Origin of the sequence: Streptomyces sp. NPDC005794, from assembly GCF_042871445.1 — a bacterium.
In the GTDB taxonomy this organism is placed as follows: Bacteria; Actinomycetota; Actinomycetes; order Streptomycetales; family Streptomycetaceae; genus Streptomyces.
Genome location: NZ_JBIAIN010000029.1, coordinates 61,276 through 78,492, shown reverse-complemented (window position 1 = coordinate 78,492; position 17,217 = coordinate 61,276). Strand labels below are relative to the sequence as shown.

At 71.9% G+C, this 17,217-nt stretch carries 13 protein-coding genes; 11 read left to right on the top strand and 2 right to left on the bottom strand.

Annotation, left to right across the window (positions count from 1 at the left end):
• Window positions 1-9: 9 nt before the first annotated feature.
• The 5 genes from ACFYQ5_RS33340 to ACFYQ5_RS33320 all read left to right on the top strand — a co-directional run bounded on the left by ACFYQ5_RS33340 (window position 10) and on the right by ACFYQ5_RS33320 (window position 4,916).
• Window positions 10-1,170, top strand: coding sequence for an ABC transporter ATP-binding protein (locus ACFYQ5_RS33340; RefSeq protein ID WP_389203064.1), 1,161 nt, complete (start codon window positions 10-12; stop codon window positions 1,168-1,170).
• Window positions 1,167-2,090 (top strand): ABC transporter permease, encoded by a 924-nt coding sequence (locus ACFYQ5_RS33335; RefSeq protein ID WP_389203063.1) that lies wholly within the window; start codon window positions 1,167-1,169, stop codon window positions 2,088-2,090. The genes ACFYQ5_RS33340 and ACFYQ5_RS33335 overlap by 4 nt, the downstream gene beginning before the upstream one ends.
• Entirely contained in the window at window positions 2,090-2,893 is an 804-nt protein-coding gene (locus ACFYQ5_RS33330; RefSeq protein ID WP_389203061.1) for an ABC transporter permease, read from the top strand. Before ACFYQ5_RS33335 ends, ACFYQ5_RS33330 begins: the two co-directional genes overlap by 1 nt.
• A gap of 21 nt (window positions 2,894-2,914) precedes the next feature.
• The gene (locus ACFYQ5_RS33325) at window positions 2,915-4,330 is read left to right on the top strand and encodes an NAD(P)/FAD-dependent oxidoreductase (RefSeq protein WP_389203060.1); all 1,416 of its coding nucleotides are present in this window, start codon (window positions 2,915-2,917) and stop codon (window positions 4,328-4,330) included.
• A 127-nt stretch (window positions 4,331-4,457) separates the two neighbouring features.
• Window positions 4,458-4,916, top strand: coding sequence for a hypothetical protein (locus ACFYQ5_RS33320; protein ID WP_389203059.1), 459 nt, complete (start codon window positions 4,458-4,460; stop codon window positions 4,914-4,916).
• Between the two features lie 34 nt (window positions 4,917-4,950).
• Here ACFYQ5_RS33320 and ACFYQ5_RS33315 read toward each other — a convergent pair whose 3' ends face one another.
• Both ACFYQ5_RS33315 and gabT read right to left on the bottom strand, forming a co-directional pair.
• Entirely contained in the window at window positions 4,951-5,748 is a 798-nt protein-coding gene (locus tag ACFYQ5_RS33315) for a phosphatase PAP2 family protein (RefSeq protein WP_389203058.1), read from the bottom strand.
• A gap of 147 nt (window positions 5,749-5,895) precedes the next feature.
• Window positions 5,896-7,236: a 4-aminobutyrate--2-oxoglutarate transaminase gene (gabT, locus tag ACFYQ5_RS33310; RefSeq protein ID WP_389203056.1), complete on the bottom strand. Its 1,341-nt coding sequence runs from the start codon at window positions 7,234-7,236 to the stop codon at window positions 5,896-5,898.
• 256 nt (window positions 7,237-7,492) lie between these two features.
• Here gabT and ACFYQ5_RS33305 point away from each other — a divergent pair, with 256 nt between their 5' ends.
• The 6 genes from ACFYQ5_RS33305 (at window position 7,493) to aroA (ending at window position 17,187) form a co-directional block, all read left to right on the top strand.
• Window positions 7,493-9,862 (top strand): ATP/GTP-binding protein, encoded by a 2,370-nt coding sequence (locus ACFYQ5_RS33305; protein WP_389203054.1) that lies wholly within the window; start codon window positions 7,493-7,495, stop codon window positions 9,860-9,862.
• A 146-nt stretch (window positions 9,863-10,008) separates the two neighbouring features.
• Complete coding sequence (locus ACFYQ5_RS33300) at window positions 10,009-11,586, top strand: PucR family transcriptional regulator (protein WP_389203053.1); 1,578 nt, start codon at window positions 10,009-10,011, stop codon at window positions 11,584-11,586.
• Between the two features lie 155 nt (window positions 11,587-11,741).
• Window positions 11,742-13,187 (top strand): aldehyde dehydrogenase family protein, encoded by a 1,446-nt coding sequence (locus tag ACFYQ5_RS33295; RefSeq protein ID WP_389203051.1) that lies wholly within the window; start codon window positions 11,742-11,744, stop codon window positions 13,185-13,187.
• Window positions 13,188-13,385: 198 nt separating this feature from the next.
• Window positions 13,386-13,610, top strand: a complete 225-nt coding sequence (locus ACFYQ5_RS33290; protein ID WP_389203090.1) for a hypothetical protein — start codon at window positions 13,386-13,388, stop codon at window positions 13,608-13,610.
• A 307-nt stretch (window positions 13,611-13,917) separates the two neighbouring features.
• Window positions 13,918-15,864 (top strand): acyl-CoA dehydrogenase family protein, encoded by a 1,947-nt coding sequence (locus ACFYQ5_RS33285; RefSeq protein ID WP_389203050.1) that lies wholly within the window; start codon window positions 13,918-13,920, stop codon window positions 15,862-15,864.
• Between the two features lie 78 nt (window positions 15,865-15,942).
• A complete protein-coding gene (gene aroA / locus ACFYQ5_RS33280; protein WP_389203048.1) occupies window positions 15,943-17,187 on the top strand; it encodes a 3-phosphoshikimate 1-carboxyvinyltransferase in 1,245 nt (414 codons plus the stop codon).
• Window positions 17,188-17,217 lie beyond the last annotated feature (30 nt).

Sequence of the window (17,217 nt, the reverse complement as noted above, 5' to 3'; positions counted from 1 at the left end):
CCGCGACCCATGACACAGCAGCAGACAGCGGGCGGCGACGTCCGTCTCACCGGGATCAGCAAGACCTACGGCTCCTTCACCGCAGTGCACCCCCTCGACCTGACCGTCCCGCAGGGTTCCTTCTTCGCGCTGCTCGGCGCGTCCGGCTGCGGCAAGACCACCACCCTGCGCATGATCGCGGGCCTGGAGGAGGCCACCACCGGCACGGTCTCGCTCGGCGGCCGCGACATCACCGGCCTGCCCCCGTACAAGCGGCCCGTCAACACCGTCTTCCAGAGCTACGCGCTCTTCCCGCACCTCGACGTCAGCGAGAACATCGCCTTCGGCCTGCGCCGACGCGGCATCAAGTCCGTGAAGAAGCAGGTCGGCGAGATGCTGGAACTCGTCCAGCTCGGCGACTTCGCACACCGCAGACCGCATCAGCTCTCCGGCGGCCAGCAGCAGCGCGTCGCCGTGGCCCGCGCGCTCATCAACCACCCCCAGGTCCTCCTCCTCGACGAGCCCCTCGGCGCCCTCGACCTCAAACTGCGCCGCCGGATGCAGCTCGAACTCAAGCGGATCCAGACCGAGGTCGGCATCACGTTCATCCACGTCACCCACGACCAGGAGGAGGCCATGACCATGGCCGACACCGTCGCGGTGATGAACGGCGGCCGCGTCGAACAGCTCGGCGCCCCCGCCGATCTGTACGAGAACCCCCGGACCACCTTCGTGGCGAACTTCCTCGGCACCTCCAACCTCATCGAGGGGGAGATCCTCTCCACGGGCGCGGACGTCGTGGTCGCCGCCGGCGGAGGAAAGCTCACGCTGCCCGGCGGGCGCTGTCCGTCCCCGGCCGAGAGCGGCGGGAAGCTGCTCGTGGGAGTCCGCCCCGAGAAGATCTCCCTCACCCACACCGACGACGCGGCCGCGATACCCGACGGCCGCAACCGGGTCACCGGCCGCATCACCGACTCCAGCTTCATCGGCGTCTCCACGCAGTACGTCGTCGAGAGCCCGGCCGGCACGGCGCTCCACGTCTACGAGCAGAACATCGAGCGCGACAGCCGGCTCGCCCCCGGCGCCGACGTCGTCCTCCACTGGAACCCGGAGCACACCTTCGGACTCGACGCCGCCCAGTCCATCGACGCCGGAGCCGCCGGCGCGGAAGGCGTGGAGGAAGCGGCGTGAGCGTCACCGAGGCGCCGCCGGCGCATCCGGCGAAAGCCGAGGTCCGCAAGCCCTCCACCCGCAGGCGGCTCGTCCCCTACTGGCTGCTGCTCCCCGGCATCCTGTGGCTGCTCGTCTTCTTCGCGCTGCCGATGGTCTACCAGGCGTCGACCTCCGTACAGACCGGATCCCTGGAGAAGGGCTTCCAGGTCACCTGGCACTTCCGGACCTACTGGGACGCGCTCGCGGACTACTACCCGCAGTTCGTCCGGTCCCTCCTGTACGCGGGCACCGCCACGCTCCTGTGCCTGCTGCTCGGCTACCCGCTCGCCTATCTGATCGCGTTCAAGGCGGGCCGCTGGCGCAACCTGGCGCTCGTGCTGGTCGTCGCACCGTTCTTCACCAGCTTCCTGATCCGGACGCTGGCCTGGAAGACGATCCTCGCGGACGGCGGCGCGGTCGTCGACGTGCTGAACACCCTGCATGTCCTGGACGTCACCGCCTGGCTCGGCTGGACCGAGAGCAACCGGGTCCTGGCCACCCCCATGGCCGTCGTCTGCGGTCTGACGTACAACTTCCTGCCGTTCATGATCCTGCCGCTCTACACCTCGCTGGAAAGGATCGACGGCCGGCTGCACGAGGCCGCGAGCGATCTGTACGCCACTCCCTCCACCACCTTCCGCAAGGTGACACTGCCGCTGTCCATGCCCGGGGTCGTCTCCGGCACCCTGCTGACGTTCATCCCGGCCAGCGGTGACTACGTCAACGCGGAACTTCTCGGCTCCACCGACACCAAGATGGTCGGCAGCGTCATCCAGACCCAGTTCCTGCGGGTCCTGGACTACCCGACGGCGGCCGCGCTCTCGTTCATCCTCATGGCGGTCGTCCTGCTCGTGGTCACCGTCTACATCCGCCGCTCCGGGACGGAGGACCTGGTCTGATGCCCGTACTCCGCCTGCTTCGCCGGAACCTGGTCGTGATCGCGGGTCTGCTGACCCTCGCCTACATGATCCTTCCGAACGTCGTCGTCATGGTCTTCTCCTTCAACCGGCCGAGGGGGCGCTTCAACTACGCCTGGCAGGAGTTCTCCCTGGACGCCTGGAAGGACCCCTGCGGCGTCGCCGACCTCTGCGGTTCGCTCTCGCTCTCGCTGCGGATCGCCTTCTGGGCCACCGTCGGCGCGACCGTGCTCGGCACGATGATCGCCTTCGCGCTGGTCCGCTACCGCTTCCGGGCCCGCGGCGCGATCAACTCACTCATCTTCCTGCCGATGGCGATGCCCGAGGTCGTCATGGCCGCCTCGCTGCTCACGCTCTTCCTCAACATGGGCGCCGAACTCGGCTTCCGGACCGTGCTGATCGCCCACATCATGTTCTGTCTCAGCTTCGTGGTGACGGCCGTCAAGGCACGCGTGATGTCGATGGACCCGAGGCTGGAGGAGGCCGCCCGCGACCTGTACGCGGGCCCCGTGCAGACGTTCCTGCGGGTGACCCTCCCGATCGCCGCCCCGGGAATCGCCGCGGGAGCGCTGCTCGCTTTCGCACTCTCCTTCGATGACTTCATCATCACCAATTTCAACGCGGGCTCCACGGTGACGTTCCCCATGTTCGTCTGGGGATCGGCGCAGCGCGGGACGCCCGTGCAGATCAACGTCATCGGCACGGCCATGTTCGTCATCGCCGTGGCGGTGGTCCTCTCCGGCCGGCTCATCGCGAACCGGCGCAGGAACAACGCGGGAAAGTAGCACCCGAAGGAGTTGGGAACCATGGCCCCGGATGCCATGCGTACTGCCGCACGCTCACTCTCCGACGCGCGTCCCCTGGCGTACTGGCTCGACGACCCGGGAAAGCCCGGTGCCCTTCCCGCACTCACCGGCGACGAACGGTGCGATCTCCTGGTCGTCGGCGGCGGCTACAGCGGACTGTGGACCGCGCTGCTCGCCAAGGAACGGGACCCGGAGCGCGATGTCGTCCTCATCGAGGGCCACGAGGTGGGCTGGGCCGCCTCGGGCCGCAACGGCGGGTTCTGCGCCGCCTCGCTGACCCACGGCCTGGCCAACGGCCTGGAGCGCTGGCCGGACGAGATCGGGAAACTGGAGGAGCTGGGCGCGCGGAACCTCGACGCCATCGAGGCGGCCGTGGCCCGCTACTCCCTGGACTGCGACTTCGAGCGCACCGGCGAGATCGATGTCGCCACACAGCCCCACCAGCTCGACGAGCTCCGGGAATGGCACCGCAGGACCGAGGAACTCGGTCTGGGCGGACTCGAGTTCCTGGACCGCGACCAGGTGCGCTCCCATGTCGACTCACCGACATTCCTGGGCGGTCTGCTGGACCGGCGCGGCGTCGCCATGCTGCATCCGGGGAAGCTCGCCTGGGGGCTCAAAGAGGCATGCCTGGGTCTCGGCGTACGGATCCACGAGCACACCCGGGGCCTCGACATCGTCCGGTCGGGGGCCGGCGTGGCGGTGCGCACCCCGTACGGCAGGGTGTTCGCACGGGACGTCGCCCTCGGCACCAACATCTTCCCGTCACTGGTGCGGCGGGTGCGCCCGTACACGGTACCGGTGTACGACTACGCGCTGATGACGGAGCCACTGAGCGCGGATCAGCTCGCCTCGATCGGCTGGCACGACCGTCAGGGACTGGGGGACAGCGCGAATCAGTTCCACTATTTCCGGCTCTCGGCGGACAACCGGATCCTGTGGGGCGGATACGACGCCGTCTATCCGTACGGCGGCCGCCTGAACGCCTCGCTGGACCAGCGGCCGGAGACCTTCCTGAAACTCGCCGGGCAGTTCTTCGAGTGCTTTCCCCAGCTCTCCGGTGTGCGGTTCAGCCACGCCTGGGGCGGGGCGATCGACACGTGTTCCCGCTTCTCCGCGTTCTTCGGCACAGCCCACCGGGGACGGGTCGCGTACGCCGCCGGATACACCGGGCTGGGCGTAGGAGCCACACGCTTCGGCGCCGAGGTCATGCTCGACCTCCTCTCGGGCACGGAGACCGAGCGGACCGCACTCGACATGGTCCGCTCCAAGCCGATGCCCTTCCCGCCCGAGCCGTTCGCCTGGGCCGGGATCGAGCTCACCAAGAGGTCCCTCGCCCGCGCCGACAGCCATCACGGGCACCGCAATCTGTGGCTGCGGACCATGGACCGGCTGGGACTCGGCTTCGACAGCTGAGCCCCGGTGACCCAGCTCACTACCGATCGGTAGCCGAACCCGCGTCATGATCCGGGTCCGGCCCTCTCCCTCCCCTGAACGCACCGGCAGCACCCTGCCGGTGCCCACAGGGAGAGGGAGGAAGTCCATGACCGGCACGGGGGCGGAAGCCGCGGTCGTATGGCTCGCATCGGTGGCACCGGATCCGGGTGCCTGCCGGAGGGAGTGGGAGCGCAACCCTCAGGGGATGGCGCTCCTCCCCGCCGGAAAGCGCTGGGACGTGCTGCTCGTTCCGGGGGAGCTCGGCTATCCGACGCTCGATGTGCTCACCCGGCTCCTCGACAGGCCCGGCCCCGTCCTCGCGGACTTCGGCGCCTCCCGGATGGGCTTCTTCGTGCCCCCGGGTACGGCGGCCCGCTGGATCGGGACAGGCATCCGCGGCGTCGGCGCGGGGACGTGGATCGTCGTCCCCCGGCCCGGCAGCACCGTGGGCGGGGTGCGATGGCTGATCCCGCCGGACGGTTCCGGCGCGCTGACCGACGCGACCCTCCTGGAGCTCGCCCTGCACGAGGCCGCGGCCGCCCGTGGCGCGCACGGTGGGAGGTGAGGCGGCACCACAGGTCCTGGCAACCTGATCGGTCCTACTTCGGCGGCTGACCGCTTCTCGTGCCCGCGTGCAGGGCCAGCAGCAGCACCCCGCTGAGGCACCAGCCGGCCACCACGTCCAGCGGCCAGTGGTAGCCACGCAGCACCAGGCCGACGCTCGTCGCCGCCGTCAGCAGGACGGCGGCGACGAGCGTCACCCATGACCGCCTCAGATACGGGGCCAGCAGCAGCGCCGCGGCCCCGTACGCCACCATCGCCGTGGTCGTATGGCCCGAGGGGTAGTAGCCCGTCGCCTCGGTCAGCGGCCCCTGCCGGTCCGTCCACAGCTTGAGGGGGACGACGAGCGCCGGAACGGCGGCCATGGCCAGGGCGGCGTACAGCGCCGCACGCCGGGCGCGGCGGAACCAGGCGACGAGGACGGTGCACGCCAGTACGGGCAGGGCGACCTGCATGTTGCCGAGATCGGCGAAGAAGTCCGCGAGCGGGGCGGGACCTCGCCCCGCAAGCTCCAGGCCGAGGCGTTCGTCGGGGTCCAGCAGCGGGCCGTCGGCCAGCACCTGCCAGGTGATCACGAGGAACAGTGCCAGCAGCGCTCCGGCCGTGGAAACGAGAGGAACCGGCCACCGGGGAACAGGGGGGATTGTTCCGAGGTGGCCGGTCGGATCGGTGTGCCGCGCGCCCCGGGGGGTGTGGGGCGGGCGGCTATCCGATCGGTGAGGAGTCCCGGAGCCCGAAGCTCCAGCGGTGTGCGCGATGGCACGGCCGGGACGGCGCTGGGGGAGCCCCGGCCCGACATCACCCGCAGTCCCCTGCGGGCGGGGTGTTTCTCTCATCTGGGGAGACCGTACGTCAGAGGAAGGAGGCACCGGAAGTGACCACGGTATCCCGCCATCGCCCTCGCACACCTTCTTCACACGCCTCCACCCGGGAGCCGGGCCTCGCCCGGAGAGCGACGCCCGGCGCCGGGTGATCCGCCCGCGTCAGAGCCGCGCGAACGCCTGCTCGAGGATGTCCAGGCCCTCGTTCAGCAGGTCCTCGCCGATGACGAGCGGCGGCAGGAAGCGCAGGACGTTGCCGTAGGTGCCACAGGTCAGGACCAGCAGACCTTCCGCGTGGCAGGCCTTGGCCAGTGCCCCCGCGGCGGCCGCGTCGGGCTCCTTCGTGCCCGGCTTCACCAGCTCGATCGCGATCATGGCGCCCCGGCCGCGGATGTCCCCGATGGCGTCACCGCTCGGGAGCTTCGACTGCATCTCGGCGAGGCGGCCCTTCATGACCTCCTCGATGCGCTTGGCCTTGCCGTTCAGGTCCAGCTCGCGCATCGTCTCGATGGCGCCGAGCGCGCCCGCGCAGGCCACCGGGTTGCCCCCGTACGTTCCGCCGAGGCCGCCGGCGTGGGCGGCGTCCATGATCTCGGCGCGGCCGGTGACCGCGGAGAGGGGAAGGCCGCCCGCGATGCCCTTGGCCGTGGTGATCAGGTCGGGCACGATGCCCTCGTCCTCGCAGGCGAACCACTGGCCGGTACGGCAGAAGCCCGACTGGATCTCGTCCGCGACGAAGACGATGCCGTTGTCCTTCGCGAACCGGGCGATCTCCGGGAGGAAGCCCTTGGCCGGCTCGATGAAACCACCCTCGCCGAGGACCGGCTCGATGATGATCGCGGCGACGTTGTCCGCGCCGATCTGCTTGGTGATCTCGTCGATGGCCTGCGCGGACGCCTCGGCACCGGCGTTCTCGGCGCCGGTCGGCCAGCGGTAGCCGTACGCCACCGGCACGCGGTACACCTCGGGCGCGAACGGACCGAAGCCCTGCTTGTACGGCATGTTCTTCGCCGTCAGCGCCATCGTGAGGTTCGTCCGGCCGTGGTAGCCGTGGTCGAAGACGACGACCGCGGTGCGCTTGGTCCAGGCGCGGGCGATCTTCACGGCGTTCTCGACGGCCTCGGCACCCGAGTTGAACAGCGCCGACTTCTTGGCGTGGTCACCCGGCGTCAGCTCGGCGAGCTGCTCGCAGACCTCGACGTACCCCTCGTACGGCGTGACCATGAAACAGGTGTGCGTGAAGTCGGCGAGCTGTGCCGAGGCGCGGCGCACGACGGCCTCGGCGGAGGCGCCCACCGAGGTGACGGCGATACCGGAACCGAAGTCGATCAGCCGGTTGCCGTCCACGTCCTCGATGATTCCGCCGCCCGCCCGAGCGGTGAAGACCGGCAGCGTGGAACCCACACCTGCCGCGACCGCCGCGACACGGCGGGCCTGCAGCGCGGCCGACTTCGGGCCGGGGATGGCGGTGACGACGCGGCGCTCCTGCGGGATGTCGGACATGAGGGGCTCCTGGGAGTGTTTCGGACGCTTCTGTTTCTGCAGGCTAGGGGCGGGTGCGGGCAGTGGTCATGCTCCGATCGGGAGTGGTGGGGGCGTGTCCTTGTCCGTGGCGGACAGATGCCCCGGCGGGGCCGGTGTCCGCCGTGGACGGAGCCCGCGGTCGGGTCATCCGCCCGCATGGCTGAACTACCCGCGCCCGGGCACTAGATTGGCCGGTGCAGAGGGCGGGACCTGGCTGGTCAGGGGGCAGCACTTCATGGACACCGAAGGCACGTACGACGCACGGGGCACGGGCGCGGACCGGGTGCCCCGCCCTGCCGGGCCACCGCGTGCGGCGCCACCACCTCCCGCGTATGCCCCGCACCCCCGCCGCCCACCGGCGGGCGACGCCGGTGTCGAGGAGTGGCTCCGCACCCCGCGCCCCGTGCGGGAACCGGGCGTATGGCGCTACGGGCACACCCCGCGCCCGCCCGAGAAGCCCGAGGGGGTGTCCGACCGCTCGCTGCTGGTCGGGGTGCTCATCTCCGTACTCTGCGGGCTGCTCCTGTGGTCGCTCTGGCGCAACGGGTACATCCCCTACCGGCTCGTCCCGGTGAAGCTGTTCACTCCCAGCGACTGGTGGTACGCCGGTACGTTCGGCGGACCCCGGACGATCGAGGGCGCCGACGCCCTCACGGTCTACGAGGCCGTCCTCTTCGGGCTCCTGATCTACGGCTGCGGGCGCCTGGGCAACTGGTCCGAGATCTTCCGGCGCCATGTCGTCGGCCGTGGGCAGCCCTTCCTCGGGCTGGCCACCGCCGCCGGCGGCGCTCTGGCCGAGCTCCTCGTGTGGAAGGACGCCGTGCCGCTCGTCCGGCCGGTACTGATCCTCGTCGCCTCGGTCGCGGGGGGTGAGATCTACCAGAGCCAGACCGTGGTCAACGTGATCTACACCGTGATCGCCCTCGGAGTACTCTGGCCGTTCGCCCGCCTCGGCCACTGGCGCGCGCTGGTCGCCGACCGGTTCGGGAAGGGCGCCGCCGCGACGCCCCAGGCCCCTTCCGCGCACCCGGAAGCCCCCACCCCGGAGCAGTGGCCGGAGCTCCGCGCGGCGGGCCGGACGGACGCCGCCGAGGCACTCACCGCCGAGGTGCGCACCGGCCGGATGAATGACGTCGACGTCGCGCGCCTGCGCCACGCCTGGACGGTGGGCCGGGGGCACCCGGAGCGCCTCGACGCGCTCACCGAGGCCGTCCTGCGCACCGGCGGCGCCGCCGCGCTCCACCCCTCGGGTGCCCGGGACCTGCCCAGCCGGACCGCCCGGCACGATCTGCTCACCGGCCAGGTCCGTCTCGGCAGCTGCGCCGACGACCCGCACAACCCGTACGCCCGCCGCGGTTCGGGCCTCGCCCTGGAACCCGCCCTGCTGGGCACCTCCCTGCTGGCGGTCGGCCCGCCGGGCGCGGGCAAGTCCGCCCGGCTGGTGCGGCCGGTCGTCGAGTCGCTCGCCCTGCAGGCACTCGCCGGCCGGGCGGCGGTGCTCGCCGTCGGCGGCGCCGGGGGCGAGCTCGGCCCGGACGACGCGTTCGACGTCGTGGTGCGGATCGGTGACCCGTCCTCCGTGCACGACTTCGACCTGTACGGCGGTACGACCGACCCCGACGAGGCCGCGAGTGTGCTCGCGGAGGGGCTGGTCGGCGACGTGACCCACCTGGACAGCAGGCGCGCCGCCACTGTGCTCGCCCAGCTGCTCGGCCCCTACCGCGCCGTCCACGGGCACTTCCCCGGCGTGCCCGCGCTCCGGGAGCTCCTGGACGGCGACCTCGCCGCGATCGACGCGCTGCGGGAGGCCCTCGGGGCGGGAGGCCACCAGGCCATGCTGCGCGAGCTGGACGCCCGCACCCGGCAGAAGGGCGGAGCCGGCGACCCCGGGCCGGTGCTCGCCGACCGGATCGCGCTGCTCGACCGGCCCGCGTTCGCGCCGTTCTTCGCCACCGGTGAGGAGGCCCGGCCCTTCTCGCTGCGTTCCCTCGAACACCTGCCGCTCCGGGTCAGGATCGACCTTCCGGAGCGGGCGCACGCCGAGGCGTCGCGGCTGCTCACCCGGCTCGTCCTCGCCCAGTTCACGGCGATCGCCGCCGCCCGCGCCGACCGGTCGCTCTTCGTCTGCCTGGTCCTGGACGACGCCACGCACACCGTCACCGCCGAGACCGTCCGGGGCATCCGGCGGCTGCGGTCGGTCAACGCGGGAGCGGTCCTGACGCTGCGCACCGTCGACGACGTCCCCGAGGGGCTGCACACCCCGCTGCTCGGTGCCGTCGGCTGCTGCATGGTCTTCAGCGGGATCACCACCTGGGACGGCAAGCGCTTCGCCGAGGTCTGGGGCAAGGAGTGGGTGGAGACCCGCGAGGTCGCCCACCACGCGGTCTTCGCGGACCAGCCGTTCACCCGCGCCCTGCACGGGTTGCGCAAGCTCGTCACCGGCAAGGCCGTGACCCGGGACGCCGTGACCGTGCGGCGGGTCGAGCGGGAGCGCTGGTCCGCGTCGGAGCTCGCGTACCAACTCCCCGCAGGTCACGCGGTCCTGTCGCTGACGACGGTGGACGGCGAGCACGCGTCCCCGCTCCTGGTCGAGCTGGGGGGCTGAGCGCGAGGTTTCGGGGACCCTGCCGCCCTGGCAGAATCACCCCCGCCCGTCTGTACGGGGCGGAGTGTTCGGGCCGTCCGCGCAGGCCGGGTCCATCGAGCCGTCCGCACGGACGGCGCCATCGACTCCCAGAGGTCCGGCGGTCCATGCCTCCCACTCTCGCCTCGCTCGTCCAGCACTCGGCACTCAAGCTCACCGTCCGGGCGGGCGCCGACCGGCTCGGCACACCGGTGCGGTGGGCGCATGCCAGCGAGCTCGCCGACCCGGTCCCGTACATGGACGGCGGTGAGCTGCTCCTCGTCACCGCGACCAACCTCGACGCCCGGGACCCCGGGACGATGCGCCGGTACGTACAGCGGCTCGTCGGCGCCGGAGTCGCCGGGATCGGCTTCGGGGTCGGTGTCACCTACGACGAGATTCCCCCAGCCCTGGTGGACGCCGCGGAGGAAGCGGGGCTTCCGCTCCTGGAAGTGCCCCGGCGCACGCCGTTCCTCGCCATCAGCAAGGCGGTGTCCGCGGCGATCGCCGCGGACCAGTACCGCTCGGTCACGGCCGGCTTCGAGGCCCAGCGGGAACTGACCCGGGCCGCCGTCGCCGGCGACGGCCCCGCGGAGCTGCTCACCCGCCTCGCCGCACACGTCGACGGATGGGCCGCGCTGTACGACTCCGCGGGCGCCGTCGTCGCCGCGGCGCCCGACTGGGCCGCCCGCCGCGCCGCCCGGCTCACCCCCGAGGTGGAGCGGCTGCGGGACCGCCCCGCCCCGGCCAGCGCGGTCGTCGGCGACAGCGACGGCGACGACCGGGTCGAACTCCAGTCCCTGGGCGCCGGCCGCAGGAACCGCGGTGCGCTGGCCGTCGGCACAGGGGCGGCGCTCGGCACGGCCGAGCGCTACGCGGTGCACTCCGCGGTCGCCCTGCTGACCCTGACCACGGCCCGTTCCCGTGCGCTCCAGGGCGCGGAGCAACGCCTGGGCGCGGCGATCCTGCGCATGCTGCTGGCGGGGGAGTCCGACCACGCCCGGGCCGTCGCGGGGGACCTGTACGGCGGGTTGCTCGACGCCCCCTTCCGGCTGCTGATCGCCGAGGCACCGGCCCCGCCCGGGACGGAGCTGCTCGCGGAGGCGATGGAGGCCGCCGCCTCCCGGTCCGGCGAGGCCCTGCTGATGGTGCCCGAGGGCGAACGCCTCGTGGTGCTGGCCGTGGACGGCGGCGCGGCGGTCGAGGCCTGCGCGGCGCATGCCCGGGCCGTGGACGACCGCCCCGCGCGCGAGCCGGGTGCCGATGACGCCGAGGCGGTCGTCGGCATGTCCGCCCCCTCCGGGCCGATCGCCGTCTCCGCCGCGTACAAGCAGGCCGAACAGGCCCTCTCGGTGGCCCGACGCCGGGGCAGGACCCTGGTCGAGCACGAGGAACTCGCGGCCGGCTCCGTCCTGCCGCTCCTCGCCGACGACGCCGTCCGGGCCTTCGCCGACGGGATGCTGCGGCCGCTGCGGGAACACGACGCGAAGAGCCGCGGTGATCTGGCCGCCTCCCTGCGCGCCTGGCTCTCCCGGCACGGCCAGTGGGACGCCGCCGCCGCCGACCTGGGCGTCCACCGCCACACCCTGCGCTACCGGATGCGCCGGGTCGAGGAGATCCTGGGCCGCTCGCTGGACGACCCGGACGTCCGGATGGAGCTGTGGCTGGCCCTCAAGGCGACGGCGGCCTCCTCGGGGACGCAGTAGCTCCGTCCGCTACGACAAACCGGCGTACCGGCCCTCCGCCGCACTCCACGGCGGACAAGCCACATCCGCGCCGGGTCGTCCTACGGTGGGGCCGAAGGGCGCCCGTGCGGCGCCCGGCGATCGTCGTCCACCACCCCCGAAGGGCCGGAACCGCCATGACTTCCACCCACGCCTTCTGGCTGGCCGGCCGCCAGGCCACCGGCGAGGACAGCTTCGACGTCACCAACCCCTGGGACGGCCGTCTCGTCGGCACGGTCGCCGTGCCGACCGACGCCCAGGTCGAGGAGGCCGTCTCCGCCGCGTACGCCGTGCGCGAGGAGTTCGCCGCGACTCCGGCGCACGTACGGGCCGCCGCCCTCGACCACGTCGTACGCCGCCTCACCGAGCGCACCGAGGAGATCGCCCAGCTGATCTCCGCCGAGAACGGCAAGCCCATCAAGTGGGCCCGAGGCGAGGTCGGCCGCGCCGTCTCCGTCTTCCGTTTCGCCGCCGAGGAGGCCCGCCGTTTCAACGGCGGCGACGCCCAGCGGCTGGACACGGACGCCGGCGGCACCGGCCGCCTCGGCCTGACCCGGCGCTTCCCGCGCGGCCCCGTCCTCGGCATCGCGCCCTTCAACTTCCCGCTCAACCTGAGCGCCCACAAGGTCGCCCCGGCCATCGCCGTCGGTGCGCCGATCATCCTGAAGCCGGCGCCGGCCACCCCGATCTCGTCCCTGATCCTGGGCGAGCTGCTGGCCGAGACGGACCTCCCGGCAGGGTCCTGGTCCGTGCTGACCGTGCCCAACGACCGGATGCCCGCCCTGGTCCAGGACGAGCGGCTCCCGGTGATCTCCTTCACCGGATCCGGCCCGGTCGGTTACTCGATCATGGAGTCGGTTCCGCGCAAGCACTGCACCCTGGAACTCGGCGGCAACGGCGCGGCCGTCGTCCTCGGGGACTGGTCCTCCGAGGAGGACCTGGATCGGGCCGCGACCCGCATCGCGACCTTCTCCAACTACCAGGGCGGCCAGTCCTGCATCTCGGTGCAGCGTGTCATCGCGGACACCTCGGTGTACGACCGGCTCGTCCCGAAGATCGTCGCGGCGGTCGAGGCCCTGGTGACCGGAGACCCCTCCGACCCGGCGACCGACGTCGGCCCGCTGGTCAGCGAGGACGCCGCCCGCCGGGTCGAGTCCTGGGTCGACGAGGCCGTCTCCGCCGGCGCCACGCTGCTGACCGGCGGCAAGCGCGACGGCGCGACCTACGCCCCGACGGTCCTCACCGACCTTCCGGACACCACGACGATCGCCGGCGAAGAGGTCTTCGGCCCGGTCCTGTACGTCGAGAAGACCGAGGGCGAGGCCGAGGCCTTCGCCGCCGTCAACTCCTCCAAGTACGGACTGCAGGCGGGCGTCTTCACCCACGACCTGCAGACCGCCTTCCGCGCCCACCGCGCCCTGGAGGTGGGAGGCGTGATCATCGGCGACGTCCCCTCCTACCGCGCCGACCAGATGCCGTACGGCGGCGCCAAGCAGTCCGGAGTGGGCCGCGAGGGCGTCCGCTACGCCATGGACGACTACACCTACGAGCGGGTGCTGGTGCTCACCGGCCTGGCCCTGTAGCCCGGACTTCCGCGACGAACGGCCGGAGCCCGCTGCGGGGCTTCGGCCGCTCGCGTCCGTGCGGGACGGACCTTTCGGGGGGGCAGACGGGCAGCAGGCCCGCCCTGTGCGGATGATCTTGCGTGACCTCAGGCCCGTTCAGTGGTTAGGGCTATTAACGGGTGGACACATCCGATGAGAAGAAGACGAGGTCACTAAGTGAAGTCATACCGGACGCGTGCACTGCTCCGAGGCTCCCTCGGGTTCGGTGCCGCTCTGATGGCCGCGGGGCTGTCCGCCGGGGCGGCACACGCCGACGAGACGCACACCGACGCGCACAACGCGCCCCATTTCGCCCTCATCCAGACCGGGCAGATCGACGACCCTCTGGAGGACGTGCTGGAGCACGCGGCGGTCCTCGGCACCACCTACGTCTTCGACTGAGGCCGGGCTGTCGGCCACCGGCACGGCCGCACGCCGTGCCGGTGGGCCGCTCCGGCCACAGCCCGGACCTGCCGGCGCGTGGGGAGACGGAGGTCGCCCGACCGGCGGAGCGGGCAGCTCGCCTCGTGCCCGGACGGTTCGCGCGGAGGGTTCCACCGCGCGAGGGCTCCGGCCGCTCCCGTACGCCGCCGGGGCCCGTCGCAGGGGTGGTGGGGTCGGCGCGGATCGGGTAGATACGGACAAGTGGTACCGATCGGCACGCGTACGGCCAGACCCCTACCCCGACTCGCGGCGAGGTGAGCTCCTCATGTCCGCCCCATCCGACATTCCCCAGGCCCCCAAAGTCACCGAGCGCGAAGCGCGGCAGGTGGCTGAGGCCGCCCGTGAGCAGGACTGGCGCAAGCCGAGTTTCGCCAAGGAACTCTTCCTCGGCCGCTTCCGCCTGGACCTGATCCACCCCCACCCCCTGCCGGCCCCGGACGACGTACGGCGCGGCGAGGCCTTCCTCGCCCGGCTGCGCGAGTTCTGCGAGGCCCAGGTCGACGGCGCCCTCATCGAGCGCGAGGCCAGGATCCCCGACGAGGTGATCAACGGCCTCAAGGAGCTCGGCGCCCTCGGCATGAAGATCGAGACCAAGTACGGCGGACTGGGGCTGACGCAGGTCTACTACAACAAGGCTCTCGCGCTGGCCGGTTCGGCGAGTCCCTCGATCGGCGCGCTGCTCTCCGCCCACCAGTCCATCGGCGTACCGCAGCCGCTGAAGATGTTCGGCACACAGGAGCAGAAGGACGCCTTCCTGCCGCGCCTCGCGCGGACGGACATCTCCGCCTTCCTGCTCACCGAACCCGACGTCGGCTCCGACCCGGCGCGGCTCGCGACCACGGCCGTGCCCGACGGGGTCGACTACGTCCTGGACGGCGTGAAGCTCTGGACGACCAACGGCGTCGTCGCCGACCTGCTCGTCGTCATGGCCCGGGTCCCCGAGTCCGAGGACCACAAGGGCGGCATCACCGCCTTCGTCGTCGAGGCCGACTCCCCGGGCATCACCGTGGAGCACCGCAACGCCTTCATGGGCCTGCGCGGCATCGAGAACGGCGTCACCCGCTTCCACCAGGTCCGGGTCCCCGCGGCGAACCGGATCGGCCCCGAGGGCGCCGGCCTCAAGATCGCCCTCACCACACTCAACACCGGCCGCCTCTCGCTGCCCGCCATGTGCGTCGGCGTCGGCAAGTGGTCCCTGAAGATCGCCCGTGAGTGGTCGGCGGTCCGTGAGCAGTGGGGCAGGGCGGTCGCCCGGCACGAGGCGGTCGGGGCGAAGATCTCCTTCATCGCCGCCACCACCTTCGCCCTCGAAGCGGTCGTGGACCTCTCCTCGCAGATGGCCGACGAGAGCCGCAACGACATCCGCATCGAGGCCGCGCTCGCCAAGCTGTACGGCTCCGAGATGGGCTGGCTGATCTCCGACGAACTCGTCCAGATCCGTGGCGGACGCGGCTTCGAGACCGCCGCCTCGCTCGCGGCCCGCGGTGAACGCGCCGTCCCCGCCGAGCAGATGCTCCGCGACATGCGGATCAACCGGATCTTCGAGGGCTCCACGGAGATCATGCACCTGCTGATCGCCCGCGAGGCCGTCGACGCCCATCTCAAGGTCGCCGGAGACATCATCGACCCCGACAAGCCGCTCTCCGACAAGGCGAGGGCAGGCGCCAACGCCGCCGGGTTCTACGCACGCTGGCTCCCCAAGCTGGTCAGCGGACCCGGTCAGCTGCCCAACGCCTACGGCGAGTTCCGCGTCCCCGGACACCCCGACGTCTCCACGCACCTGCGGTACGTCGAGCGGTCGTCCCGCAAGTTGGCCCGCTCCACCTTCTACGCGATGTCCCGCTGGCAGGGCCGCATGGAGACCAAGCAGGGATTCCTCGGCCGGATCGTCGACATCGGCGCCGAACTCTTCGCGATGAGCGCCGCCTGCGTCCGGGCCGAGCACCTGCGTGCCGACGACGACCACGGCCGCGAGGCGTACCAGCTCGCCGACGTGTTCTGCCGGCAGTCCCGTATCCGGGTGGAGGAGCTCTTCAACCGGCTCTGGTCCAACACCGACGACATCGACAAGCGCGTCGTCGACGGAGTCCTCTCCGGGACCTACACCTGGCTGGAGGAGGGCGTCATCGACCCCAGCGGCGACGGCCCCTGGATCGCCGACGCCACCCCCGGCCCGGCCACCGGGGACGACGTCCACCGCACCGTCCGCTGAATCCGGTACCCCGTGGGGCGCGTCCACTGCCTGGACGCGCCCCACGGGCACGCCGGGCGCAGGGCAAAATGGGCGCCCGTGACCGTCATCGACATCCCCGGCTCCAAGTCCGTCACCGCCCGCGCCCTGTTCCTGGCCGCGGCGGCGGAGGGCACCACCACCCTCCTGCGCCCCCTCCACTCGGACGACACCGAGGGGTTCACCGAGGGACTGACCCGTCTCGGATACGGGGTCAGCCGCGAGCCGGACCGATGGCACATCGAGGGGCGTCCCTCGGGGCCCGCCGCCACGGACGCCGAGGTCCACTGCCGCGACGGGGCCACCACCGCGCGCTTCCTGCCGACCCTCGCCGCCGCGGCGGCCTCCGGCACCTACCGCTTCGACGCCTCCGCACAGATGCGCCGCCGCCCCCTCGCCCCGCTCACCGAGGCCCTGCGGGCCCTCGGCGTCGACCTGCGTCACGAAGCAGCCGAGGGCCACCACCCGCTCACCATCGAGGCGTCGGGCGTCAAGGGCGGCGAACTCACCCTCGACGCGGGGGAGTCGTCCCAGTACCTCACCGCCCTGCTGATGCTCGGCCCGCTCACCGCCGAAGGCCTCCGGATCGACGTCACGGAACTCGTCTCGGCGCCGTACATCGAGATCACCCTCGCGATGATGCGCAGTTTCGGAGTGGAGGTCCTCCGGGAGGGGAACACCTTCACCGTCCCTCCCGGCGGCTACCGCGCCACCACGTACGCCGTGGAGCCCGACGCGTCCACCGCGAGCTACTTCTTCGCCGCGGCGGCGCTCACCGGCCATGAGGTCACCGTCCCCGGCCTCGGCGCGGGCGCGCTCCAGGGCGACCTGCGCTTCACCGACGTGCTGCGCCGGATGGGCGCCGACGTCCGTACGACGGCGGACTCCACGACCGTACGGTCCTCCGGCCGGCTCTCCGGCCTGACGGTCAACATGCGCGACATCTCCGACACGATGCCCACGCTCGCCGCGATCGCGCCGTTCGCCACCGCGCCGGTACGGATCGAGGACGTCGCCAACACCCGGGTGAAGGAGTGCGACCGGCTGGAGGCCTGCGCGGAGAACCTGCGGAACATGGGAATCACCGTGCACACCGGGCCCGACTGGATCGCGATCCACCCCGGCACCCCGCGCCCCACCGAGATCGTCACCCACGGCGACCACCGCATCGTGATGTCGTTCGCCGTCACCGGGCTGCGCACGCCCGGCATGAGCTACGACGACCCCGGCTGCGTTCGGAAGACGTTCCCCCGGTTCCACGAGGCGTTCGCGGACTTCGTGGCGAGGACCTCGACACGGCAGTGAACGACCGCCCGCTCCGGTGCTTGGCGGACT

Bases quoted from the DNA above. Each gene is read 5' to 3' on its own strand.
- ACFYQ5_RS33340 (WP_389203064.1), top strand. From the start codon at position 10: ATGACACAGCAGCAGACAGCGGGCGGCGACGTCCGTCTCACCGGGATC.
- ACFYQ5_RS33330 (WP_389203061.1), top strand. From the start codon at position 2,090: ATGCCCGTACTCCGCCTGCTTCGCCGGAACCTGGTCGTGATCGCGGGT.
- ACFYQ5_RS33325 (WP_389203060.1), top strand. From the start codon at position 2,915: ATGGCCCCGGATGCCATGCGTACTGCCGCACGCTCACTCTCCGACGCG.
- ACFYQ5_RS33320 (WP_389203059.1), top strand. From the start codon at position 4,458: ATGACCGGCACGGGGGCGGAAGCCGCGGTCGTATGGCTCGCATCGGTG.
- ACFYQ5_RS33315 (WP_389203058.1), bottom strand. From the start codon at position 5,748: ATGAGAGAAACACCCCGCCCGCAGGGGACTGCGGGTGATGTCGGGCCG.
- gabT (WP_389203056.1), bottom strand. From the start codon at position 7,236: ATGTCCGACATCCCGCAGGAGCGCCGCGTCGTCACCGCCATCCCCGGC.
- ACFYQ5_RS33305 (WP_389203054.1), top strand. From the start codon at position 7,493: ATGGACACCGAAGGCACGTACGACGCACGGGGCACGGGCGCGGACCGG.
- ACFYQ5_RS33300 (WP_389203053.1), top strand. From the start codon at position 10,009: ATGCCTCCCACTCTCGCCTCGCTCGTCCAGCACTCGGCACTCAAGCTC.
- ACFYQ5_RS33295 (WP_389203051.1), top strand. From the start codon at position 11,742: ATGACTTCCACCCACGCCTTCTGGCTGGCCGGCCGCCAGGCCACCGGC.
- ACFYQ5_RS33285 (WP_389203050.1), top strand. From the start codon at position 13,918: ATGTCCGCCCCATCCGACATTCCCCAGGCCCCCAAAGTCACCGAGCGC.